The following is a 25,015-nucleotide window of genomic DNA, read 5'->3' as shown; positions in this document are numbered from 1 at the left end:
TTTCCACAATATACATTATCATATTTGGGAATTAATTTATTAATAGGAAGATGAGTATTTCTATCTTTTACTTTATAGTTTATAGCAAGGAACCTTTTGCAATCCCGATGTAGTTAATGTTTATTTCAAACAAGATTTCCTTTTACATCATCTATTCTTATTTGATTGTTTTCTCTGTTTTCAAAACAAATGAACTTAATGCAGGAACCTTAATCTTATTATCATGGAAAACATATAGCACTTTACTTCCTGCACGCTCACCATCTACTAGCACTTTCCAAGGACCTTTTGATGGAAGAGTTATTTCCATGGCTTCTCTATTTGCATTGTGAGCTACAACAAAATATTCGTTTTTATTACCATTTGCTTTGCTATCGATTGTATAAGCTACAACATTCTTTGGCGCATCCATGAACGTTACATGTTTTTTAATTTGTTCAACAGATGTCATTCGAAAAGCTGCATACTTGTTACGCAGTTCTATTAAGCCTTTCATATACTCTACTTCTTTATCGAATGCTGCACGGCGCACCCAATCCATCTGGTTAATCGAATCAGGAGATTTGTAACTATTATGATCGCCATATTTTGTACGCATGAACTCTTGCCCTGCATGCAAAAATGAAACCCCTTGCGATGTCAATATGATAGAAGAAGACAACTTGTGCATTTGTTTACGCACTTCTTCACTGTCGCCAAAATTCGTTAACGCAAGCTTATCCCATAATGTATGGTTATCATGTGCTTCAACATACGTTAGAACCTGCTCAGGGTCCTGATAAGTAGAAACCTTTTTATCATAGTCGATACCAGCTGTAATTCCTTTTTTAATGCGGTCTTCCATGTTTTGCATTCCGTTCACAAAACCATTATCTTTATCCCCAAATACGCTGCCTTTCAATCCATCACGTATATCGTCATTAAAATGAGCGATTCCATTCATTTTCTCCGCATTTCTTTGATTTGCTTTTAACTCAGGTACCAGAGGAGTATTTAAATCCCATCCTTCCCCATGAAAAATAATAGAAGGATCAATTTGATGAACAGCTTTACGTATCGCGTTCATTGTTTCGACATCATGAATACCCATCAAATCAAAACGGAATCCATCTAAATTGTACTCTTTCGCCCAATACACGGTGGAATCTACCATAAATTTCCTCATCATCTTTCGTTCAGAAGCCGTATCATTCCCTACCCCTGTTCCATTTGCAAGTGAACCATCCTCATTGTAACGATAATAATAACCTGGAACTAACTTGTGGAAATTAGATTCAGCCGCATTGTACATATGATTATATACAACGTCCATTACAACACGCAGTTTATTATCATGTAGTGTTTGAATCATCTGCTTTAATTCAGTAATTCGAACAGTTGGCTCATAAGGATTCGTAGAATATGAGCCTTCTGGTACATTGTAATTTTCTGGATCATATCCCCAGTTATATTGTGGTTCATTTAATTTTTCTTCATTTACTGAAGCATAATCAAATATCGGTAAAAACTGGACATGAGTAACACCGAGATCTTTAATATGATCAAGACCTGTTTTTACGCCCCCTGGTCCTCTCGTTCCTTTTTCTGTTACACCAAGATATTTTCCTTTTTGTTTAATACCACTTTCAGGTTGAATGGAAAGATCACGTACTTGTAACTCATAAATAATAGCATCTTCCGGATTTTTAAATTTCGGCTTTTTGTTCCCCTTCCAATTTTTCGGATTTGTTTCTTTTAAATTAACGACGGCACCTTTATCACCGTTCACAGAAGCAGCACGCACATATGGATCAACGGCCTCAGTCCATTTGTCTCCAATCTTCACCTTATATGTATAAAAAAGACCTTTTTGATCACCTGTAAGTTTTGTCATCCAAGTTCCTTTTTCACCTTGATCCATATTTATTTCAGTACCTTTTTCATCATTCCATCTTTTATATGTAACCAACTTTACCTCACTTGCAGTTGGAGCCCACAAACGGAACTTTGTTTCCCGTGGTGTATATATGTTACCTAAATCATTACCGTCATAATAAAATAAATGATCAAATTCCTCACTACGGATTACTTTACCAATTTCAGTATGAGCTTCAATGGAATTCCCCATTTTGATTTTGTATGTTTGTTTTACATCAAGATTCTTTTCTGTAATGATTTTAACCTTATTGGTATTATCTCCATCATTTGTATCATAAGGACTAACTTTCTCAATGTTAACGCCCTCAATTTCAATTTTCTGCTCCTTAATATTGAATGGAGCATTGGTAGTCATAGTGATTTCATTGAAGCTATCAATGGTTGCTTTCTGAATAGAAAGTTCAGAAGAAGGCTTAGAATCGTATACTTTATCATCGCCCGAAAGAACCCATACTTCAGCACGGTCATCCTTAATATTTTCAATCCAACGATCCCCACCGTCTTTTTCCCATTCATTCGTACGAACTATAAACCCTATACGATTATAATCACCATCTATTTTCACCTTAGCATACTTACCAAACTCATCTTCTCCAGTAAATTCATAGGATTTGCCACTCGCATTTTCAGCCCACATCCAAAGATTCCAGTCTTTTGTATTTCCCGCCTTCTCCTTATAATGAATGATAATTTCAGTTGTTTTTGTATTTGATTCTGCTTGTGCACTCTGAAAAGAAAAAACAGATAGTAGCATAGCGATTACAGTAAGTAATAAAAACGTCTTGTTAATTAATTTTTTTGTCATTTGCACTCCATTCACCCTTTCTTAAAATATTACGAACTAAGTAACACTGCTTAAGTTAATCTAGAAATCTCTTTTATAGCACCTCCATATTGAATGTTTTTACATATTTATTTCAATGATCTTTTAATAGAAAAATCAAAGATAGAAAGGAATAAGAAATTAACGAAAACGTTTGCATTGAGTGTCAAAAAAAAAGACTTACTTATTCCTTGTTATATCTCTAAATATCAAAAAGATCACGGAAAACATTTTAAAGAAAACGTTTGTTATCGCTTTCAATTTTATAGCACGAATCATAAAAAGGTCAATATATTATTAATTTTCTGTTTTCACCTTATATATATTGTTAACATGTAAAGTTGTAACTCATTGAAGATAGTTAAGCATGGACATATTTTGACTTTAAGACTTCATCTCTGCGTCAACACATACTAAAATTCTCCCACTTTACATAATAAAAACTCTCCTAAATACATTCACGTTTTTAGGAGAGTTTGGGATTACTTTATTTTACAAGATTCATGTATTGAATCCTCTTTCTTTATAACTCGCTTGTATGAACTATCTCTTTTCAAAATAAGCGATGATTCTTCCATCACCAGGGTACTCTCCTTTCCAGCCACAAGGAAAGCCACCTGCTTTATAGATTTCAAACATAGTTTCAAAGAAACCATTCCTCTTCCCATTGATAACACGGCTAAAAGCACAATTATTGAGATCAGCTACGACATCATTGAAAAATGCATCCATTCTAACTGAACTCTGCCTTACATGATCGTCAATAACCTCTAACATATTATGGAATTCCTTTGGTCTTTCGGTTTCTGACAGCCTATAATACGCTCCTCGAACTTTACTTTTTTCTAGCTCTCTTATATCTGTCCACGTGTATTCATCCTCACCATATACTTCCTCATAAGCGAGCAATTCCGCTTGCTGCATATCGGTAACGATAGATATTTTATCCGAAAGTTTCTTAGTTAAAGGGGTAAGCTGAAAATCTTTTGAGAAATCAACTACCTCTTGTAACAATATAAAACAAACTATATTCACCTTCTAGATAACTGTTTTTCCCTCGATAACAGTATCTCTATTCACTATATTCAAGTAGAAATGCGATACGGTTGTAATGTAGTATGGATAGATCCAAAGAAACGGGATACCAAGTGTGAAAAATCCGATGATAATACCCAAAATAAACCATCCGATAAAACTCAACGATAGTAGGAATAAATCTAATTTATGTCCTTTCATCAGTTCTTGGCTCTTTTTAATTGCTTCACTCGCCGTATATTCTGGATGATCTATCAAAATATAGTAAGCCATAGAATAAGAGATAAATTTTATAATACCTGGTACAATTAATAATACACTCCATAAAAGCGTATATACAGTCATTAGTATAGTCACTTTTATAGATCTAAACACATTACTTTTCCGAAACCCTTCAAATAACTCACCAATTGTAGTAGATTCTTTTTTCGCTAAACGCAATGTAACTTTACAATACCCATAATTCATAATGCCTTGTGCAGCTATTAAACAAATAAATAGAACAACGAAAACAAGTAAATAAGAAAAAGCACCTACTGCATTTAACTTTTCGTCTCCTGTAATCGAATAACTAGAATTCATTGTTTCACTTAATAAGATACCCAGTAACAACAGTGGAAATCCTACAATAAAAATACCAACCCTAGAAATGACATGATACAGAAACGATGACAATACTCCCAATCCCCATCTGTCTTTTAATGAAGATAAGGCCGCTTTTTTTAAGTCACTAATCATTTTGATCCTACCTTTCAATTTTTTCCTCTTATATGAATTACTTTTACATAAGGAATAATAGCATGTTTTAACACTATTGATATTATATACAATTCTGTTAATGTCCAAATAAATGATGAAACTGTTCCAAAAGTGCTATCTTTAATTAATTTTCCCCTCTTACTAAAGTTATTTTACGATTAAAAGATTAACCATAACTCATAAAACTATTCTAGAATTAGCGATATCCAGTTTTTTAATACACGTATAACTTCAAATATCTTTTAATTGATATCTGTTAAGTTAATATGTTAATATTCCCCCTACATAAACAGGCTTCTATTTTTTTATTCTCTCCATACATATGTATCTTTTATAAACAACTCATTCACCTCATGCTTCATTTAAATTAAAACTCTTTACACATAATATAATTGGGCGTCTTCTTTTCTTCATCCATTTCATATTTTAAAAGAAAACTCTAAGCTCTCTTTATATTACTCCACACCCTATTCAAATCGCAACATCCTGATAGCCTAGGTTACTTTTTCATTGATAAGAAGAAGACCTAAACCATTTTCCATATCCCATGTACAGTATCTTCCTCTATTTTTCGTAAGGGTCAAGCATGGTTCATCATTAAAAAGTAAAGATCCGGGATACCACTTGTTCTGCTTAGGTATGTTAACTACTCATGGCTCCCACCCCTTCTCCTGCAAGAACTTCTGTAACCCCTCCTCAGATGGAACATTCTTCTCCCACTCTTCACATTCCTTCAAAAACTTCTCCGTTTCATTAAGAAGAGACGGCTCTTTCTTTAGAAACCGCACTACCGCTTTCTCTACTTCACTGAGACTCGTATATCCCTTTCCATGCCAATCTCGTAAAATCCCCTTCACATAAGCAAGTGTCCGCTTATTATTTTCATACGCAATTTGAAGTGCCTTCAATACGAGCTCCTCTGACAATTCCCCCATCCATTCACTTAATTCTTCCACTGCATAAGACGACAAACTACCGAAGCTTTGTTCATAAAACGTGAATACACTGCTAGCTGGATTCACTTCTTCTACTTCCTTTACTTCCTCTACTTCTTCTTGTACTACCTCAACCGCTTCATAACCTTGAACAATTTCTTGTGGAATCATATCAGATGCTTCAACCGGCATTCCGAAATGTTCTAGCAATAGCGGAATATTCAACTCTTCCTCGAGGCATCTTTGAAGAAACATATGTACAAACTCTTTATTTTTCACAGTCTTTAACTCACGTAACACACACTTTTCTATGTTCGTATTCGTAACAGGATTATAACGCAACCAGTTTAGAACATATAACTCCTTCGTTTTCGCATCATATAATATTTTTCCATACGCAATAAACCGCTTCAACAACTTCTCAACAGTTTCACGGTTATACCCCGTTTTCATCTCTGCCAAACGTAGTGGCAGTGGGTAAATTCCGCATTGTCTTGTCTTCGAACATGTCAGCAAATACATATAAAAATAGCGTTCCTCTGGCGTTAAATCCAGCACAAACTCATCTTGCCAAAAATTCACTTGTACACTCCGGTATACTCCCATATTTCTTCCTCCCGCTCTTTTAGTGGTACATATAGAATTAGTTATTCTTTCATATATATAAGATTAAAGAAAGGAATTGGGTGGATTTATTTTATACTTTTTTACTAGTACGATCTTATTACTTTTTTATTTTTTTGTAGTAGTTGTTTTTTATTTTGTTTATTTAATGATTTATTACTTGATAGGTGTTTATAAGAGGAATGGAAGGGGCTTATAAGGGGCTTCTTTTATTACCATTTGCTGAAGAACTTATAAAATAATACTACATATTAAAATTAATTTTGTTTTATAACTGCATCAATTGTCACTTCTTTATCGGCGACTACATCATAAAACCCAATATGAACGCCTTCTTCATATAGCCAGCATAAATCCATTCCATAAGGAGCTTCAAAAATCCCAAACATTACAGGAGCCATTTTACAATAGATTTCAAAGAGGAAGTGTCCGTATGATAACACTTGTATCAAGTCGTTTCACGCCATTCTAAAAAAGAAGTACACTGCACACAATATGTCACGTTTAAGCAAGCAACTCTAGTATTATTGCAATACATTGAGAGATTTTATAACTGTAAGCTAAGCCATATTAACACCCGTTATAAAACTCCCCAAGCAATAAAAAAATTGGGTTAAAGAAATCGCTGAGATTTAACTTTTCTGTGTCCACGATATTGACTCAAATTAACTATACTATTCAAATAGACTAACATTATCAAACCCCTAGTAACAAAAAAATAAAAAGATGCTATTCAAGACTTTATACTCTTGAATTAAGCATCCTTTACTTTTTAAACAACCATCTAATTTCCTTTTTTTAACTCATTAAACCATTCCATAGCTATATCATCTGCTTCTTTAATTGGATCATTAGAATATACCAAATCATATTTATATTCTGCTTTCAAGCTATTTTTTAATACATCATATACTAATTTCATTTCTGTTGGCATTTCTCTTTTATATTCTTTACATAGCCTAATCATATTCTTTATATCATTATTTAACATTCTAACAACACCTTTTTGTCGTTCTATAGAGGTATCATATTTTTCTTCATTACTACTTATAATGTCATTTATTCTATGGCGTTCTACTATTTCTCCATTTATATTATAGAAATAGTCACTTGCTATAACATTATCTTCAAAAGAGCAATAAATATATATTTTATTTGCTCTATCCTCTACGTATTCTAAACATATAGAAACCATATCTGCCTGTAATTCACTAAAATAATCTTCAAATACTTTATTCATAATAATCTCCTTTTGAATTTAAAATATCACGCTCAAAATATTTCCCATCTATTTCATGTTGTATATTAAATTCTGATGGTTGTAAATTATCTCCATCATATTTAATTTCAACCTTTACTTTGACATACTTCCCTTCTCCTAACGCTGTTGCCCATTGATTTTCTATTCTCTTATATATACTTTTGTTAACTTTCTCTAATTGAGAAACTAAATTATCTAGTTTAGGTGAACCACCAAATCTATCACCTGCTACGTGCCCCGCATTATCTTGTCCCTTTACTTTTCCTGGTGTATTTTTACTATGCGATAATCTCTTCTCTCTTTCAATTAATTGTAGCTTATCTGTTTCAAATTTTTCAATTCTTCCAAGGTTATCTGTTTCATAAAAATAGTCGTATTCCCCTGTTTTATACCTAATATTCGGTTTCAACCTATTTTTTCTACCGTTTGTAAACTATTTTCCTTTGTCCACTAATGTTTTAACTTCACTTACTCCTGCACTACCTTTTCCCGTACCCTTTTTTGTAATCTAAAAATAAAAAGCACTTGTTGCCTATCATCGACAATCAAGTGCTCTAAGTTCAAATAATATTTTCTAAGAGTTTAATTTATTGATTATATAAAACACCCACGGAACCAATAGCAATTTTTCAACAATATTATTTTGAATTAATAATTGTGTTAATCGGTTATTAATTCAAATAGCCTCTATTTTAAGCCCTAAAATCGGTTAATCAGTACTAGATATTTTCAATATATCCCCTAATTCTCCTAACAGTTCTATGTTTTTTAAAGCCAACTCAACAGGTATGTCTTTCATTAACACGAATGGTAATTGTTTTGATCCTTTTAATAAGTCAAACAATCCCTTTTTGATGATAAATACCTCTTGTATTTTCTTTAAATCCATAGCCCCTCCTACTGGTGGACTTACCAATATAAGATTGCACAGTTTTTCCTTAAATACTTCCTGTTCTTCATCCACACATTCAATATCTATCGCTCCGTCATTTATCCACTGTACAAAATTCTCACTTACTATGGTAGCATAATTTGGATCCATAATCCCTGAATCAACTTGTACTAACTCTGTTGCGTTTTCATTTGTAGTCATTAACAGCATTTTTCCTCCACCATTACTTCCTACAGCAACATAGCCCTTTGCATATTCACGGACTTCATATGTTTTATTTCTTTCATCTATTATATCCACTCCAAATATAACGACTCCATTATCGGACACAAAACCATTTGTATGCTTTAGTAATTGTTTATAAGCATTAGGGAATACTAATCCCATTTCCTCTTCAACTTTTTTAATTTCATTTTCATCAACTGGAGAATATAATTCATAAGTCGACAATTTTTGAACGTTTATCATTTGAATCCTCCTAATCCATCAAAATATCTATATGCTTCTCGCATTACTTTTTTGCTACTTTTAAATCTACACCTGCTTCAATCATTTCTTTATAGCTAATATTAAATTCGTATATTATATCCATACTAAAACCTTCATTCCTTCTTCTGGCTCTTTGGAGAGCGGATATTATAGCATGTGATTCACCAGAGGTAGATTTGAGTAATATTGATGGTGCTTGTCTACTGTTATAATTATTACTTCTTATTTATGAAGTTACAGCATACCAATCAATTAAAAAACACTTGTTGTCTTTAATTAACAATCAAGTGCTTTAAGTTCATTTGTTTTCTAAGTTTGTAGGATACAACCATCATGGAGTATGTACTTTTTAACAGCCTATTCTTTTTCGTTCTCATGCCTTACCTGACTATGTATACAATCTGCTTTATCACTCTATTATATAACCTATAAATCCAGTAATACATACTTAGACAGTTACTGTAGCTAATCGTATTAGTTTCCTTCACTAAATCACAAACTATTCATCCCATTCCTCATATACAACTGACCCCATATAAATTAAATTCCCACTTTTAAATTTAACTTCATCTATATCTCCATCGCACTTAAATTCATATAATATAATAATAGAATAATAGTTTTCTGGCAATTCTTCCCCGTAATGTTCCACAAATTGTGATAAAATTTCCGCTTCGTACGAGGAACCACTTAAAAGGGTAGTCAACGATGTAGTGGAGTCCTCTATCAGGGTACTCTCTAATAAATCTTGGTTATAATCAATAAAATCAATATTAAAGTTTCTCATGAATTTAGATTGAATTCTATCCCCAACTTCATCAAACTTAATTTCAACATATTCTTTTAGACTTTGCTTAGTTCTAAAATTACCTACCCATAAAGACATTACGCCTGGATTTCCCATAATGAATCCCCTATATACAAATTATAGTAACATCACTTATCTTAAACCTTCAGATAATGAATTTATTCCACCTTTCAATCTATAATGTGCCCAATTTTTTAATCTTCTTTTAAATGTACTATACTCTAGAGAACTATGAATAATTTTTAACAACTCATTATGTGCTTTAGTAGAACTATATCACCATGTTTACCTACTGGATTAACAAAATGAAAGTCTTCTATAATTGTTCTCATCTCTGCAATGTCTCCCACTTTTACTCCCCACAATTTAAAAGTAGGTGCTCATGATACTAAATGCCATTCATGTATCCCTCCCGGATAACGGATTCTACTTTCAATAATACTCCTTAGCCTCTGATCAGCCCATGCTAATTCAAATTCGTCCAATATTAAATTATTAAACCACTTCGCAAATTCTTTATTACCCGGCATATCTTGAGGCGTAAAAGTTCTTGTTCTTGAGGTTTCTTTAACAAAATTATCTTTAATTAACTTTGCGCGTTGTGCGTTAGTTAACCGTTTTGATTCCTTATATAACTTTGATTTCTTATTACTAGAAGAAATCCTAACTTTAGTCGGCTTTAATGGTCTAAGTTTTTGTTTTTCCGTACCCCGAGGGATTCTTCGATGCTGCATTCCCAAGTTCTTCACATCTTCCATGGTCTTCGCCTATTATCTCCAGGCTCGACTTCCCTTTGCCCCATTCCTAGGTTGCTTTTGACGAGGCGGCAAGATTCACTTCATGCTACGGTCTGCTGATTCGCTCGCACTTCTATTAGAAGTTACTTTGTCACAGGGCTTCAACCATAGGCTTTCTCCACCAGCTGCCTGTCAGCTAGCTACTAGGCGACTTGGTTCTTTACCCTAGACTGGACTTTCACCAGTAAGCAGCGCCCAGCTTAGCTGGGCACGCAAATAAAAAAGGCAACGTATATACGTTGCTCTTTTCACTCATTCCTAACACTTAAGAAATATTCAAAACAGGAATCGAATCCGACAAACACAATCCCCATGTGACGAAGTAACTCCTACCTTAGTGTTATGAATCAAAGAAAAGTACGAATTCGGTGCGGACTTTCTCGCATCAATTAGGATCGGATCGATAGCATTTAATATTAGCAAGCGAAGCATAAGCTATCTACACTGTTTCTGTTGTATATAATATTTAAAGATTTGGGAGATAGGCGGAAAGACTCAATATGTTGCTCTACCAAACTGAGCTACTCTCCTTATGTTTATAAAACATAAGGAGCGGCAAGAATTCGAACCTGCGACCTACCGCGTGACAGGCGAAGAAATTCTTTCCTACACTGCCCTTTTCTTTTTTACTTATTGACTTCATTATACTCGTCAAACATTTTTTTAGAAATTATTAGTTCTTTTTCAAAATTTATCTTTTATCTTTTTATCTATTGATCTTAAAGCTTCTGTATTTCACAATTGAATTCAATTAGATGGCATGGAAATAATGTATTAGACTAATAAACGGATATACAATTTTACATAGAAAAAAAAGAAACTCCCAACAAAATATACGTGATAAAACAAGAAGCTAGGAGATGTTACATATGAAATATTTTGTAATAGAAGATGATGAATTATCAAGCTGTGGTGAAGAAACAATATATGTTTTTGAACATAGGAAAGGAAAAAGAAGTTACGACTCGATGAAAACATTAGAGGATTTTGCAGCAACATGCCAATTCATTGAACGAAGAAATACGCATTGGTTTTGGTATAAAGGAAAATACGTTGAAGATATGCCTATATGGGAATTTGAAAAAAAATTTAGGGCTGAACAAGAAGAACTGAAAACAATATCCCAAGAAGAATTCACAGAATTGAGAAACAGATATGCCCCACTTATTAAACCTATCGAGTTCCCTATTGAAGGAATCAGAATTGCTTATGCTTATGAACCAGAATGGAATGATGAATTTTTTGTTATGGAAACAGAAGAAAGTTATTTTGCCGTATATTGGTTTACAACGGCTTAATAATAGTTTTTATGACAAATCAACAGGTTTCTTATCCTAAAGGACTTCCGATAAATACTGATTAGGTGTTTAGAAAGTTTCTTCATAGTCAGTATGTCGAGGCTTGGGTATTCCGACTACTTGTCCTTCACCACTAATATGATGGTGAATAAATTAAATTCCTCGAATTCCATGTACATCATACACCTCTAAATTTATTATCATGAACCAAAGTACTTAGCGTTTAATGCTTACCTTCAATTTCTTTGTATCAAAAAAAGATCTAATGTTTCTTATTTGAAACATTAGATCTTATCATTGTCATAATATATATTTATCTTTTCTTTTAAAAACTCTTGCAGTGTAATCATTTTTATTCCTTCACTAGCAGTTTTTATATAACTAAACTTCAGAATTTTTGATAATGCCATTTATTCCTTCAAAAATAACATCTCTTAATACTTCATTATAACTTGCATATTCTCTATCAGACTTTATTTTATCAAAAACTTGTTTTATAATACCGTCAACCATAATCGTCAAACCTTCTATCTCCTCTTGACCTCCCTCTTTCTTAAAAGTTTCATTTAAAATAACTAATTTTCTTTCTTCTGACACATCTTTATCCCCCTTTAAAGTTTTTAATTTAAAATCTCTCCTGTGGCGGTCTATCCACCACAACATCTTCTATCTTATCTAAATTCCCAATTACATATTTATAAATGTAGCATTTCAGCCTTTACAACTTGAATATATTCCTGCAACTTGCAAAATGCTTCCGTCAATTTACCTGTTTCTTCTTTATGAAGAAAGCGGGCCTTGTTTCGTTCTTCCTCTATGACAAGTAGCTGCGCGGCAGCATAAGAAAGACCATACTTTTCGCATTCTCGTTTTATATCTTGAAAAAAAGAAGGAGGTACAGTCCCTGCTCCTGAGACAAGCATCTCATCTAAAGCTTGTTCCAATTCATCGATTATGCGCACTAACTCTATCATAGAACGTTTCTCCTTCATTGAGTGTAATATTTATAACCTCTCCTGCTTCTGTATATAAAATGACAGGTGTAACAACAAGCTTTGTTCCTTCTTGATAAGGGTAGACTAACATTTTCTTTACATGCAACGAGTCCAAATATATTTTTACAAGCCGAATCATCCGCTCATCTTCTGGTCGTTTCATCATTTGCATTTGCAATGTTTTACCATTCTTATCAATAAGAGGTAGGATCCATTTTTGTTCTTGCTTCTGAAACTTCCATTCTCCAATTTCAGCCACTTCAATACAAAAGACTCCTTGTTTATTTGCACCTAACCTCTGCTCTTTTATTTTTTTTAATAGTTCTTCCCATGAGGTTAAAAAGAGATATTGCCACTCTGCCACATTCGTTTTCCCTTCCACTTCTCCTACTGTCTGTGAGCTAGATGACAATTGAAAATCGGCGTTAAGTTTTGCCTGTTTCAACCGAAAAGATGAACGAGACAGTTCGTATCCTTTTCCTGCAATCCCCCACGGCGCTTGCCTTTCATGAAGTTCTTCAGGAGTTGTGTTGCTTCCTTCATAAAACATCGGACGCGACTGCGTGTATGTGATCCACTTTTCCTGCTCTCGATTATAGAAATAATACGTCACACCAACATAACCAGACTTCGTTTGCCAGCCAGATGCACCAAAAGCATGCAAAGTAAGCGGTGGAACTTCATAATATTCCGAACGAAACGGAATCTCGTGCAGACGGTGACGCTCCAACAACAAAATGTATTCATAAATCGCGGACAGCGTTTGCCGATAAGATGTCATTTGAAAAGATGCATGTTTCATCCGGTATAGCCTAATATCGGCCCCGAGCTTACGAAATAAATTTTCTAACTTTGCTAGTTTCAAAGAGCGTACTTTTACAGAAAGTTGTTCTATTTCATAGATTGTATTTTCGGTAAGGCGCGTTAATCCAAGGTGAACAATTTGTTCGGTCATCTCTTTGAAAATAGATAGCTTATCCGTCGCAATGCTAAGAGATTGCATCTGTTTCGTTTCATGCGAGATTCCTTTCTCTTTTTGATACCAATATACCGCTTCCGCCTTATGCCGGCATATTCCCTCTGCTTTACACGTACAGATCGCATCCGCTACCGATTCAGCTGTCAGAAAGCGAACCGTTATATCCTCTTCTGGGAAGGACGCAATTAAAGCACCCTCTTCTTCTAAAACAAACTTTTGCTGAAATGTTTCGCGGAACATTATTTCAGCCCACATTTTTTCGGAAACAATATTGCGAACGTCCACATTCAAAAGAGCAGAGAAATCAACTTTTATGTTCTCTTCACCTTCATACATCTTCTTTGCTTCTAATAGAGCCATAATGACATGCTTACAAATCGAACGGGCTTCACACGTGCAAGAGTAACTACGTATATCCCCCGTAAACGTTACAGTAATTCCATCATCAAGATATATTTGCGCTGCCCCTTCTTCTACGTTCATGTTGACATTTGTTACGGCAGCCAAATCCTTCGTTGCTCTCTTATATGTTCCTTTGTTAGACATGGCAATTAAATATGTCTCATCAATAGAGGAAAGAACATTTAAGAAATGATTGTTGCGATCCACTGTGCCAACCTCCCTGGTGTTAGCGCCGCTACATGAGCACCGAGCGCCGCTATTTTTTGAGCTGCCTGTTTATCATAAAAAGGCTGTGCAGTCGGATCAAGAGAAGTAAGTACAATCAGCTTTGCCCCCGATTCTACAATCTTCATCGCTTCTCGGTACATCTCATTGTAACTGCCGCCTTCATATAAATCCGTTACAAGTACGACAATTGTTTTATGAGGCATCTCGATTTTATTCGTTGCGTAGCGCAGTGCCTGAGCAATATATGTTCCTCCCCCAAGCTGTACACTCATAAGCGTTTCCACTGGGTCATCAATACGATCCGTTAATTCAACAACCTCTGTATCAAAGATGAACAAATCCGTCTTAATCGCCGGTAAGCTTGCAAAAATGCCAGCCATAACTGCACTATGAATAACAGAATCAAGCATACTTCCACTCTCGTCTACTGCGAGAATTACACGCCATGGGCTAACGTGCTTCGTCGCAGCATAAAAGTACGGTTTTTCAATATGAATGGTGTTCGTTTCCTTGTCAAAATGCTTCAAATTCTTTCGAATCGTTTTCTTAAAATCAAAGTTGCTCATCGTACGCACACGGCTAGAGCGATTTCGATCTGGTCTACCGCTTAAAGCGTGCTTCACTTCTTGCTCTAAATTACGCCGCAACTCCTCAGCAACTTTCGCCACAATACGTTTAGCTGTATCTAATACATCTGGTTTTACATAATCTTTAAATTGTAAAATGCATTTTAATAAATTCATATTCGGCTCCATTTTTTCAAGCGTTTGCTTATCTTGCAATAGAGCCGTTAATTCATACTTTTCTAGCGCATGATTTTCCATAATTTCAATGGTTTCTTGTGGAAATAACTCCCGCACTTTCGAAATCCAAGTTGGCACCGTTAACTGAGAAGGATCTAAGGATCCACCGCGTTCTTCTCCACGTTCTCGTTCGTACAAAAACTCCAGCACCTCATCCATTTCTTTATATGCATAGTTTTCTTCCTGAAATGTGATTTTGTCATCCGCATATTTCCCAAGAACAAGACGCCAGCGATTTAAAGAAATGTTATTCTCCATCTTCTAGCCCCCGTCTCATTAAGATTTCCCGTGCTTTCCGATCTAACTGCATTGCATACGCGAGCACCTCTCCGGAAATTGCTTCTTCTTTTAACACTTCTTCTGTGGCACCATATAACCCGGCAACCTGTCTAGCAATCGTATCAACCTCAAGCGGCGTGAATTGGCTGAACAAAAGGCGCAAATGCGGCAACACTTGTAAAAATGTCTCTTCATCAAGCACTTCTAAAACATGGGACATCCCGTCAAGCAGTGATCCATTATATAAAAAAATGTCTTTTGCGCCAGCAAACAAACCATTCAAAAATATCGAAGCTTGTTTTTGCATATCGCCACTTCCATAAAAATATCCTTCGGCCACTTGTATGACCTCATCTACCGTCCGCTTCGCTAAGGAAGTTAACAGCCCAAATACGACTCCCTCTACTTGGCTTTCCCGTTTTTCCTTTTGTAAATAAAGTTCCAGCGCTTCAATAAATTGCTGATCTGCAGGCTGCATTGTATATAAATCGATAAGCTTTTCCGCAATAATTGCTGGTTCGCCTCCATCTAAAACAGAAAATAACGAAAGTGCTTTATGTCTAGCATAATCCGCTTGCTGATTTGCTTTTTCTATTTGTGATAAATAGTAAGCACAATCTGCCATTGAAGCAAAATCTCCGTCCTCTTGCACGACTTTATCTATAAATTGGGTGTACATGGAAAAGTCGGAAAATAAACCACTTAAGTAGGCTTCTAGTAATAAAAGGGCCACCTCTCCAGCTCGCCCTTTCGCCTTATACAGCTTTGTTCTTAACATTTCCTGCGCGGCTTCTCTCACCGTTCCGCCATACACCGATAAATCAATCAGAGCACTTTCTACTTGTGCTGAAAAACGATATTTCCAAGTTTCGCGCATAAGATTGATGTTCTGCTTTCTCGCAAGATTAGGACCGCGCAACTTCTCACAAAACGGAACTCCTAAAAAAGTGAGGCAATGAAAGAATTGACTTAAACGCTGGTGTCGTTCTTTCTTATATATGTCAAGAATTGTCTCATGTGGTACAGTAGAACGCGCTGGAAGACGAAACGAACGAACAGACGCACGAAAATCATGTACGAGCGGCGGCACATCCGCTTCTTTTGACAATTCCCCCCGCTTCGTCCCTTGCAAACTCGTCTGAAGCAGCGTTAAAGGCTTATCTACCGAGGATATCTCCCCTTTCACAAATGCACTACGGACTGCATCCATCAACTCATACAATCCAGGTTGCATCTTTCCCCGAAGCGACGCAAGTTCACGTATCATTCGCGCAGCCTCAATCTCATCTGCCATTGATATACCTTCTGCCTTTAGCTGTCTAGCAATTCGTATCATAAATTGCTCAGCTACCGATTCATCCCTGTTCTCCCAAATATGTTGGTAAAAAGCAGGTGCAGGCATACCGCTCTCATAGTCACGCATCTGATCACTTTCCAAAAAGGAATACGGCATAAGATAGTTTTTAGCATGTGCTTTAGATAACGGGCTTTTCGGCAGCTTTTTCTGTTTTCCTTCCAATTCAAGAAGCCCTTTCACATGAAAGCCTCCCGTAATAACGAGCACCCTGTCATACACTTTACGCGCTTTTTCAATTTCCTTTGCCATGTGTACCTCTCTGGCTGCACATCCGTCTTTGATCAACATCTCCTGCGTGTAATCCGCGCGCGTATAATAACAATAATGAAAGAGCTGACGGACAAACTCCTCACTTGTCATATGAAAACCTTGGAATTCAAAATATTTCTCCCAAAATTCATGAAAATTTCGACACCCCGTTTTTTCCGAAAGCATACGAACATATTGACTATGCCGAAAATATTGTTCGTCATATTTCCCATGCTCTTCCTCATTTTTCGTTGCAAACAAATATTCTTTATAAGGAAGGTCAATAAATGAAATAGGAATGCTTTGTGCAGCTCCTTCCCGCAGCGCAACAAGTTCCGGTGAATAGTCGAGAAAGGGATAGTACGCTCGGTACTTTCCACTTTCTCCTCTTTCAAGCACATCCGCTTTATCATCATAACTGCAATATATACAAATCGGAGCCTCACTCTCTTCACTCACAATATACGGAATAAGAGGGTTGCAATCTATCGGTCCTTCTATAAGAATCGCATCTGGTTTATAGAATTCAACGATCTTTTGTATATGAAAAGAGCACGCAGGACTATGATGGCGAATCGGTACGTATACGACGCTTTGCTCTAAATTGTAAGCTCTTTGAAACAATGCATTTACTTCAGCTGATTGCGAGCTTCGAAAAACGACTTCCATACCTCTCCTCCTACTTGACCTCGCGCCTTAACGATGCTTGTAAAATAACTGCGCAACTTTTCTAAATCATCCTTGTTTTCTTTCGCAATCGTCCCTGATAAATATCGGACAAGCGTATCCATTTTTACTTGTCCACTTCCATAATAGTACGCATCCATCGCACTTTGATAATATACAGATACTGCTTCTGCAGTACTCATAACAGAGGATGGCTGATCAATTCGTTTTCCTTCAGCCGTTATGCCTTCTCGTAGTTCATGAAAAACAGTCCCTAACAGTTGAACGACCGTCTCATCCACTTTCGGTGTGATGCCTGATGCTCCTAATAAACGCGTTACTTGTGACTCTATTATTTTTGCTTCCAGCTTTACATCCTTAATCGGATGCACCGTTTCAAAATTAAAACGACGCTTCAATGCACTACTCATTTCATTCACACCGCGATCGCGTGTGTTAGCTGTCGCAATAATATTGAATCCAGGCTTTGCTGTAAGAATTCCTTGCTCTCCAAACTCCGGAATATTCAGCACCTTATCGCTCAGAACACTGATTAATGAATCTTGCACTTCCTGCGGGCAGCGCGTCAATTCTTCAAACCTAGTTAATATCCCTTGTTCCATCCCAACGAAAAGTGGTCCTGGCACAAGCGCCTCTCTTACGGGTCCTTTCGCAAGAAGAAGCGCATAATTCCACGAATACTTGATCGTGTCTTCCATCGTAGCGGCTGTTCCTTGCACCGTATTGCGACTATTTCTACATATCGCAGCAGAAAGCAGCTCACTCAGCATCGTCTTTGCTGTTCCTGGCTCTCCAATTAACATAAGTCCGCGATTTCCCGCTAATGTAACAATCGCTCGTTCCACCAGCGCATCATTACCATAAAATTTACGACTAATTTCCACTTCTTTTCCGTCCAAAAGAAGTGGCTTTTCTTGTCCGATAATAAATGTACGGACGGCACGTGGTGACAATCGCCAGTTAGCTGGTTTCGGAAACGAATCATTCGCTTCTAACGCATTCAATTCTATTTCATATAATTCTTCCATTAATGGTTTAATAGACTCCATATGTCATTTCCTTTCTTATCGCTTACTGCGCCAGTTTTCATCACGGCCGAGATTCGATTCTGTCGTCCGTTTTATATCATATAAAATTTCGCTGAAAAATCGTTCAGGTACTTGCTTTGGCACAATGCGTCTCGCATCATCAACTTCGTCATAGGAGTATGAACCGCGGCTCACTGTGCCTGCTTTATAAAATTGAATTTCAAATAAACATACATCGTCCTCTTCTTCATATCCAACAGGTGCACCTTCAAATGCAAGCTCCGCCCCTAATCCTGTGCGAGCGTCTTCTTTATAGAAAGAATAATACACACCAGCGTCTTCAACCGATCCGCGATTCCAGCCGTACTTCGTTAACTTACCAAACAGCGAACGACCATTGATTTGAATGCCCCCAAACCTTTCCACAGTTACTTTCTCATCTTCCGCCGCCGGAAATACTTCGCGAACAATCTGCGGGAATGGTTGGATAACCTCATAATCTTCTAGTTGTTCCTTCCATAATTCCCGTTCCTCTTCGGACAATTCTAGTGGATGGATCAGACCGATAACAGTGTCTGTCGTAAGTTCATGCTCTTCTTCGTCAATCGTATTGAATGTGCCGTCCTCCATATAACGGAACATCGCAAGCAACTTTCCTTCCTTATACTCGCCCCAAATAAGTGAGATAGCAAATTGCTGCATAATTGGATTTTCCACAAACAGAGACTTCCATGTATTTTGCGACCAATAGCGATTAAGAGAAAGTGCCATTTCAAGACGCTGTGTTTGCATACTAATGATGCTTCGAAGCTGTTTCTTTATAGACGATAACTCCACCTTAGCCTCTTCTGCTTTTTCCGCATAATCTTTTGCATTTGGTTTCGGAAGCGACTTTATTCGTTTTCCTTCTTCTGTTTTTAACTCGATTTTCAGGTTGGGCGTTAAATAGGCAGTAAACGTCCTACTTCCGTAATCAATTGTCTTTTCACCGCGTTTATTAAAGCCAAGGTCCGGAACAAGCTGATCCTCTAGTTCTTCTTCTGTTATACCGCGTGTTTTAGCAGCGAGACTCAACGCTTCTTTCGCAGCATTACGCACCTGTTTATGTTTATATTTGAATGCCATAGTATTAATCGTCATAAGTGCAAGATATGACGAAGACAACGCCAACGCCTGAACAGCTGCTGCAGCGATAGCTCCGCGCATGCCAACAGCCCACTCATCAATCTGCTTTTTGAGCAGCAGCGCCATTTCATCATCACTATGAATGCCGTACATCGAAAGAATACCGCGCTTTTTCGCCTCTGCCCCTTGAGAAATCCACAGCTGATAGATCGCTTGTATATTTTCTTTCAAATCTTGTTCATTCAAAGCCGCACCTATCGCTTCCGCCGCTTCCTTTTTCTCAATTACAGACTCCGATACATACTGCTGAAAATAAGCAAGCGGAAGCGTTGCATCTGCAATTGCATCGGAATCACGAAGACGAATTTGTGGTTCAAATCCGAGCCACTGCACGAGTGCGTTTCTTTTTTGCGGTGTTAAAATACGCGCGCAAAGAGCTTCGATACTTCCTGATGCTCCTTCTAAGTCTTCATCGCCAAGCAGCGGAGCAAACTTCTCCATCAAGGAAGCATTTTTCTTTTCTTGCAAAGCTTCTTGCACAAGCTGTGTATATTTTTCAGATTTATAGTATAAAAGTGTTTGCATTACATTTTCGCGTACGACTTTCTTTCTACTATTCAATTCCTTCGCTACATCCTCTGCAGCTTCCACATCTTTTGTAAGAAATTCGACTGCAGCAGCACGTACTTTTTTAGAGGAATCTCCGAGACTTTGAATGAGAAGCGCGCGCGTTTTAACTGCATCATTCTTTGCCAGCTCATCCAAAATGAAAATTCGTTCATCCGCAGAATACTCAGTAAATGTCTCTGGCACATATGCTCGTTCTTTTACAAACAAACGAACGAGTGTCTCCGTTGCCTTATTCCGCTTCTCACTATGCCCGAAAGCTTGTTCAATGGAATAAGAAACGAGCTTCTCCATCGATACACCGTAGGAAAGCAGATCTTCTAGCACCTGTTCTGGTGAGTTCTGCATAGCAGCATACCGCTGCAGAAGTTCGTATAAACTATAGTGATAGCTGTAATTTCTCCCAAGTTGAAGCGTAAGAGCTGCTTCTCTCTTTGCCGCTTCCTCTATATCCCAAAGTAATGCAATTTCTAAAACCGGCATTCTCCAGTAATTATTTCTAAACTTCGAACTTTCGAACCGTTGCTTCATATCCTCAAATGATACATTTCCCAATAAATAGTCACGATATGTCCCACGTATGTCAGATGATTTCGTTTGAAGGACAACTGTTAAAAACTCTTCACGTACTCTATTTTTATGTAACTCGTACCCTTTTTCCGCTAAAAGCATTGATACAAAAAGGTAATGACTTTGACTTAAATATTGCAGTGTACGTTGCACAAACTCTGGTTGTTCTTCCACCATTTGAAGCAACAATTGGTATTCATATACGCGATCAAAATCAACAACGCCTAACTGATGCTGCGCAAGGCGATATGCGAAAAATCTTTCCTCTGAAATACCGAATTGCTCACACAAATCTCGAGTTGTTTCATATAATTGTGCATAAAAACTTTTTGTTTTTTTGTAATTCCCAGACTGTTCAAGAGTATGGCTGACATAAGAAATTGCATAATTCATAAAATCTTTAACAGAGCATTTCACTAACAATTCCATATATCTTCTCGCAACATCTGAATGCGTATACAAACAAAAAATTTGCTGCCAAGTAAAATCAGGTAAAGACCCACCAGCAAACACCTTACTAACAGATTCACCTCGAACGTACCTTTGGGCTACTTCAACCTTCTCGTCTGCTCCGCTTAGCTTCAGTATAAACTCCGCATGCTCTTGCAATTCTTCTTCCAGTAAAGAACGATAAGGAAGAAATCTCTCATAATCTGCATCTAACATAACTAGAAGCAAAAGTAATTTTTGCTCACCTGTTATAACTTGCAACTGTTCTTCTATATACTTCGGATTCTCCCTTATTAATTGTCTGAGAAAAACATCCGCTTCATTTACAGAACGCGAAAGATTCGTTAAATATTTACAAGCAAATACTACAAGTCTATCGAATGAAAGACCGCTTTTTTCGAAATAAACCTTTATATCTGGAAAACTCATATATGAAAAACGCACGAGAAGAACATTCAGCAGTTGATCCTCAAGTAAATGATAAAATAACCGAAAATAACCTGAATCTTGCTTATACGTTTTCCTAAAATCATTCATAAACTGCCAAGCAAAATCACTACGCTTATTTTCGCGAATCGTCGTTTGTTCTATATGCTTTAAAACTTCTTCATCCCTCGTCTGTAAGTAACGTAATGCTAATTCTTCTTGTTCCCCTGTTATATTAAGGTGTTGAAACAACTGATATGTACTGACTGCCATCTTCTCTGCCTCCCTAGTTCTTTTATAAATTCATCGTTATATCATTCAATACCCATCATCTCATATATCTGAAATTTCAGGCGTAAAAAACAAGGAATATATTTACATTATTAGTATATCATATCAATCCAAACTCGAACATACGTTTCTTTTAAAACCTTTATATTTACTTAAAACAATCATTGAAGATTTGGTATAGAGATACACAAAGTAAGTGATGAGTGTTTTTATGGTATAATGTATATGTACTAATTTTTGAATAATAAGTTTTTAAAATGAAGAGAGCTCCTCATTTACCCGTACTCTTTATATATCCTACATATAAAGAGCATCCCCCTTCATTTTATCACTCAATTGAATTCAGCAGAATTGCATAGTGAAGAAACACACAAAATGATTTACCGGAAAGTTGAGAGTTATATTTTTGTATTTCAGATGAAGATTTAAAACATCGCCGCTTTTAGAATGTCTGTTGCAGTCCTAGGCGAAATAAATCGTCTATTTAAATTGAAAAAACATAAATTTTTCTTTTTAAACAAGATAGACATTTTGCTTTTAGTTCTGCATAGCGACAACTAATATGTTAGAAAATCAGAGAAGACTTATATGAGCGGGAGGATTCGTATGAGAAAATATGCTATTTATGAATCAAAGAGAAAAGTAGTTGGATTATTTTTTTGACTTTGGTAGTTGAAGTAATGTTCCTCTTTATTGCTATATATGCATTTTTATCTGAGGGGCCTAGTTTCATAGTTGGACTTTTATTTGGAGCTCTTGCATTCGTTGTACTAATTGCGCTTTGGAAATTTATCCAAAAAATGATTACGAGAAAGCCAGCCATCATTTTAGAACAAGAATACATTACAATTATTAACAATCCAAAATATCCTGTAAAAATTGCTTTGGAGGATGTATACGGTGTTTTACCTTATGCAATCCAAGGACAAAGATATTTAGGAATTGTGATGGAAGATGATGTTGAAGATCGATATATCGCCTCTATACCTTCAAAAGGGAAAAGGCTGTATCGAGTTAATAAGCGCGCTGGATTTATACCATTTAATATTCATTTGAATTTATTAAAAATCGATGGAGAAGTATTACTTGAGAAGTTATATGAGTATGATATAAGCTTTTTAATTCCTGAAGATGAAGCGAAATAGTTATAATAAAAGAATTAATTTAAGTATAAGGAAAAAAGAACATCTTGATAAAAAAGATGTTCTTTTATTTTGTTCTTCTGCTTTCCATTAAATAACAGTAATTTTAATTAATGAGTATATTTATCCTCGCATTCTTTATCGATTTGCAATCATGTGATGAAAGAAAGCGGGTACATTATGGTTTTTATTTCTTTAAATCTAGTATCTTTTCTTTCTGCTATTCGATATATGATTCCCTTCTCGAAAAATTACTACTCTTTTTTATAAATATCTTAACTTTATTTAATATCTACAGTAAACGTTTTGAACCTCTCGTGTCTTTAGTTGTGAGAGGTTCAAGAAATGTTATTTGGTACTAAGGTTTATTTATGAACGAAATTGGAACGTGATGGAAGATTATTATGAAGATATGTTTTATTACTGGAGTTTTATTAAACATCCCCGTCAATGCTACGATTCTGTATCAATTTTTCGTAATTGAAGAACTAACGTTAAAAACTTTTCTCTTATCAACATTAACAGTAGCTATAACATTGCTAATTTTTCTCCCCGTCTTGTTTAAAACAGGGAGAACTATTGCTAAACAAATAGATTAGGTTGTTACAAGGTAAAGGGAGTCCATTCTACTGGATTCCCTTTATTATTTCTTCTTTAATATCAACATTAATGTTTAACAGCGCGTATTACTTAAAAATCTTTCGCAAAATTTTAATTTTGTTTCTATACGGTGGAAATACCAACCCTAACTCTACCCTTGAACTTCTCTTTAAAATGCTTTTACGATGAGTAAAAGCATCGAAACTATGTTTACCATGATAGGCACCGAACCCTGCATTTCCTACTCCACCAAAAGGCAAATGGAGATTAGCCATATGTGACATTGTATCGTTGACGCATCCTCCTCCAAAAGAAATTCATCCTAATACCTGTTTTTCAATATTTTTATTTTCAGTAAACACATACAAAGCTAACGGTTTTGGATGGTTGTTAACCATATGAATGACCTCATCTAAATCATTGTAATCCATAATTGGTAAAATCGGTCCGAAAATTTCTTCTTTCATAGCTGCAGCATCCCATGAATTTACTTCAAGAAGTGTTGGTTCAATATATAACACCTAGATGAATTCCCACCAAATACTATATAATTTTGGTCTTGTTCTAATATAGAAATAAGTCTATCGAATTGTCTCTCATTAATAATTCGACCGTAATCATTGCTTTTTAATACATCTGATCCATAAAAGCTTGTGATGATTTCTTTCATTTTCGAAATCAATTTTCCTTTGACAGATTTGTGTACAATAACATAATCAGGTGCAATACAGGATTGCCCAGCATTTATGAATTTTCCCCAGATAATACGTTTAGCTGCTATATCGAGGTTAGCTGTTTCATCGACAATAGCTGGTCCTTTCCCACCAAGTTCTAATGTTACTGGCACAAGATTTTTCGCCGCAGCTTCCATGACAATTTTTCCGACTTGAACGCTACCAGTAAAAAAGATATGGTCAAATGGTGCATGAATCAATAAAGAAGTTGTTTCTCTGTCTCCTTCGATTACACGAATATATTGCTTATCAAACGTTTCACTTATTATTTTGTTAATTATAGCTGAAACGTTCCCTTTTCCAATCTACGATAATGCAACCAGAAACCATTATGTTCCCAAACAAGAATTTTTAGTTTATCGCGTGAGCGATTGCAAAAAACAAATAAACAAGAAGAAAAGAGGC

At 36.0% G+C, this 25,015-nt stretch carries 20 protein-coding genes and 2 pseudogenes; 2 read left to right on the top strand and 20 right to left on the bottom strand.

Annotated features, from left to right (window positions below; all coding sequences use genetic code 11):
* Window positions 1-157 precede the first annotated feature (157 nt).
* The 11 genes from pulA to ACX5JI_RS17930 all read right to left on the bottom strand — a co-directional run bounded on the left by pulA (window position 158) and on the right by ACX5JI_RS17930 (window position 10,301).
* Window positions 158-2,728: a type I pullulanase gene (gene pulA / locus ACX5JI_RS17980; RefSeq protein WP_459502389.1), complete on the bottom strand. Its 2,571-nt coding sequence runs from the start codon at window positions 2,726-2,728 to the stop codon at window positions 158-160.
* Between the two features lie 555 nt (window positions 2,729-3,283).
* Window positions 3,284-3,754 (bottom strand): hypothetical protein, encoded by a 471-nt coding sequence (locus tag ACX5JI_RS17975; protein WP_459502388.1) that lies wholly within the window; start codon window positions 3,752-3,754, stop codon window positions 3,284-3,286.
* A 24-nt stretch (window positions 3,755-3,778) separates the two neighbouring features.
* Complete coding sequence (locus ACX5JI_RS17970; protein WP_459502430.1) at window positions 3,779-4,513, bottom strand: DUF975 family protein; 735 nt, start codon at window positions 4,511-4,513, stop codon at window positions 3,779-3,781.
* A gap of 671 nt (window positions 4,514-5,184) precedes the next feature.
* Window positions 5,185-6,075, bottom strand: a complete 891-nt coding sequence (locus ACX5JI_RS17965) for a DnaD domain-containing protein (protein ID WP_459502387.1) — start codon at window positions 6,073-6,075, stop codon at window positions 5,185-5,187.
* Window positions 6,076-6,350: 275 nt separating this feature from the next.
* Complete coding sequence (locus tag ACX5JI_RS17960; protein ID WP_459502386.1) at window positions 6,351-6,545, bottom strand: hypothetical protein; 195 nt, start codon at window positions 6,543-6,545, stop codon at window positions 6,351-6,353.
* 332 nt (window positions 6,546-6,877) lie between these two features.
* Window positions 6,878-7,333, bottom strand: coding sequence for a DUF600 domain-containing protein (locus ACX5JI_RS17955; protein WP_459502385.1), 456 nt, complete (start codon window positions 7,331-7,333; stop codon window positions 6,878-6,880).
* Window positions 7,326-7,763 carry a DNA/RNA non-specific endonuclease gene (locus ACX5JI_RS17950; RefSeq protein WP_459502384.1) on the bottom strand — a complete coding sequence of 146 codons (438 nt, stop codon included), beginning with the start codon at window positions 7,761-7,763 and terminating at the stop codon, window positions 7,326-7,328. Before ACX5JI_RS17950 ends, ACX5JI_RS17955 begins: the two co-directional genes overlap by 8 nt.
* A gap of 300 nt (window positions 7,764-8,063) precedes the next feature.
* Window positions 8,064-8,714, bottom strand: a complete 651-nt coding sequence (locus ACX5JI_RS17945; protein WP_459502383.1) for an SMI1/KNR4 family protein — start codon at window positions 8,712-8,714, stop codon at window positions 8,064-8,066.
* A gap of 43 nt (window positions 8,715-8,757) precedes the next feature.
* Window positions 8,758-8,922, bottom strand: a complete 165-nt coding sequence (locus ACX5JI_RS17940) for a hypothetical protein (protein WP_459502429.1) — start codon at window positions 8,920-8,922, stop codon at window positions 8,758-8,760.
* A 312-nt stretch (window positions 8,923-9,234) separates the two neighbouring features.
* On the bottom strand, window positions 9,235-9,639 hold the full coding sequence (locus ACX5JI_RS17935) for an immunity 22 family protein (protein WP_459502382.1): 405 nt from the start codon (window positions 9,637-9,639) through the stop codon (window positions 9,235-9,237).
* A 284-nt stretch (window positions 9,640-9,923) separates the two neighbouring features.
* A complete protein-coding gene (locus tag ACX5JI_RS17930; protein ID WP_459502381.1) occupies window positions 9,924-10,301 on the bottom strand; it encodes a hypothetical protein in 378 nt (125 codons plus the stop codon).
* 908 nt (window positions 10,302-11,209) lie between these two features.
* Between ACX5JI_RS17930 and ACX5JI_RS17925 the strand changes: the two genes are divergently transcribed.
* Window positions 11,210-11,638 carry a hypothetical protein gene (locus ACX5JI_RS17925; RefSeq protein WP_459502380.1) on the top strand — a complete coding sequence of 143 codons (429 nt, stop codon included), beginning with the start codon at window positions 11,210-11,212 and terminating at the stop codon, window positions 11,636-11,638.
* Between the two features lie 381 nt (window positions 11,639-12,019).
* Here the strand turns inward: ACX5JI_RS17925 and ACX5JI_RS17920 are convergent, their stop codons facing one another.
* The 7 genes from ACX5JI_RS17920 to ACX5JI_RS17890 form a co-directional block, all read right to left on the bottom strand.
* Complete coding sequence (locus tag ACX5JI_RS17920; protein WP_459502379.1) at window positions 12,020-12,235, bottom strand: hypothetical protein; 216 nt, start codon at window positions 12,233-12,235, stop codon at window positions 12,020-12,022.
* Between the two features lie 98 nt (window positions 12,236-12,333).
* A complete protein-coding gene (locus ACX5JI_RS17915; RefSeq protein WP_459502378.1) occupies window positions 12,334-12,612 on the bottom strand; it encodes a hypothetical protein in 279 nt (92 codons plus the stop codon).
* A complete protein-coding gene (locus ACX5JI_RS17910; RefSeq protein WP_459502377.1) occupies window positions 12,584-14,221 on the bottom strand; it encodes an SWIM zinc finger family protein in 1,638 nt (545 codons plus the stop codon). The genes ACX5JI_RS17915 and ACX5JI_RS17910 overlap by 29 nt, the downstream gene beginning before the upstream one ends.
* A complete protein-coding gene (locus tag ACX5JI_RS17905; protein ID WP_459502376.1) occupies window positions 14,197-15,303 on the bottom strand; it encodes a VWA domain-containing protein in 1,107 nt (368 codons plus the stop codon). The genes ACX5JI_RS17910 and ACX5JI_RS17905 overlap by 25 nt, the downstream gene beginning before the upstream one ends.
* Window positions 15,293-17,599: a DUF5682 family protein gene (locus ACX5JI_RS17900; protein ID WP_459502375.1), complete on the bottom strand. Its 2,307-nt coding sequence runs from the start codon at window positions 17,597-17,599 to the stop codon at window positions 15,293-15,295. Before ACX5JI_RS17900 ends, ACX5JI_RS17905 begins: the two co-directional genes overlap by 11 nt.
* Window positions 17,560-18,666, bottom strand: a complete 1,107-nt coding sequence (locus tag ACX5JI_RS17895; protein WP_459502374.1) for an ATP-binding protein — start codon at window positions 18,664-18,666, stop codon at window positions 17,560-17,562. Before ACX5JI_RS17895 ends, ACX5JI_RS17900 begins: the two co-directional genes overlap by 40 nt.
* A 15-nt stretch (window positions 18,667-18,681) precedes the next feature.
* Window positions 18,682-22,116 carry a DUF4132 domain-containing protein gene (locus ACX5JI_RS17890; RefSeq protein ID WP_459502373.1) on the bottom strand — a complete coding sequence of 1,145 codons (3,435 nt, stop codon included), beginning with the start codon at window positions 22,114-22,116 and terminating at the stop codon, window positions 18,682-18,684.
* A gap of 624 nt (window positions 22,117-22,740) precedes the next feature.
* Between ACX5JI_RS17890 and ACX5JI_RS17885 the strand changes: the two are divergent.
* Window positions 22,741-23,279 (top strand): annotated as a pseudogene (locus ACX5JI_RS17885) (STM3941 family protein).
* 683 nt (window positions 23,280-23,962) lie between these two features.
* Here ACX5JI_RS17885 and ACX5JI_RS17880 read toward each other — a convergent pair.
* A pseudogene (locus ACX5JI_RS17880) lies at window positions 23,963-24,903 on the bottom strand (aldehyde dehydrogenase family protein); the annotation flags it as partial.
* On the bottom strand, window positions 24,888-24,959 hold the full coding sequence (gene tnpB / locus ACX5JI_RS17875; protein ID WP_459502428.1) for an IS66 family insertion sequence element accessory protein TnpB: 72 nt from the start codon (window positions 24,957-24,959) through the stop codon (window positions 24,888-24,890). The gene tnpB and the pseudogene ACX5JI_RS17880, both read right to left, overlap by 16 nt.
* Window positions 24,960-25,015 lie beyond the last annotated feature (56 nt).

The organism is Bacillus sp. C1 (assembly GCF_054570475.1).
The sequence above is the reverse complement of the archived record's forward strand: the minus strand, read 5'-3'. Positions and strand labels throughout refer to the sequence as shown.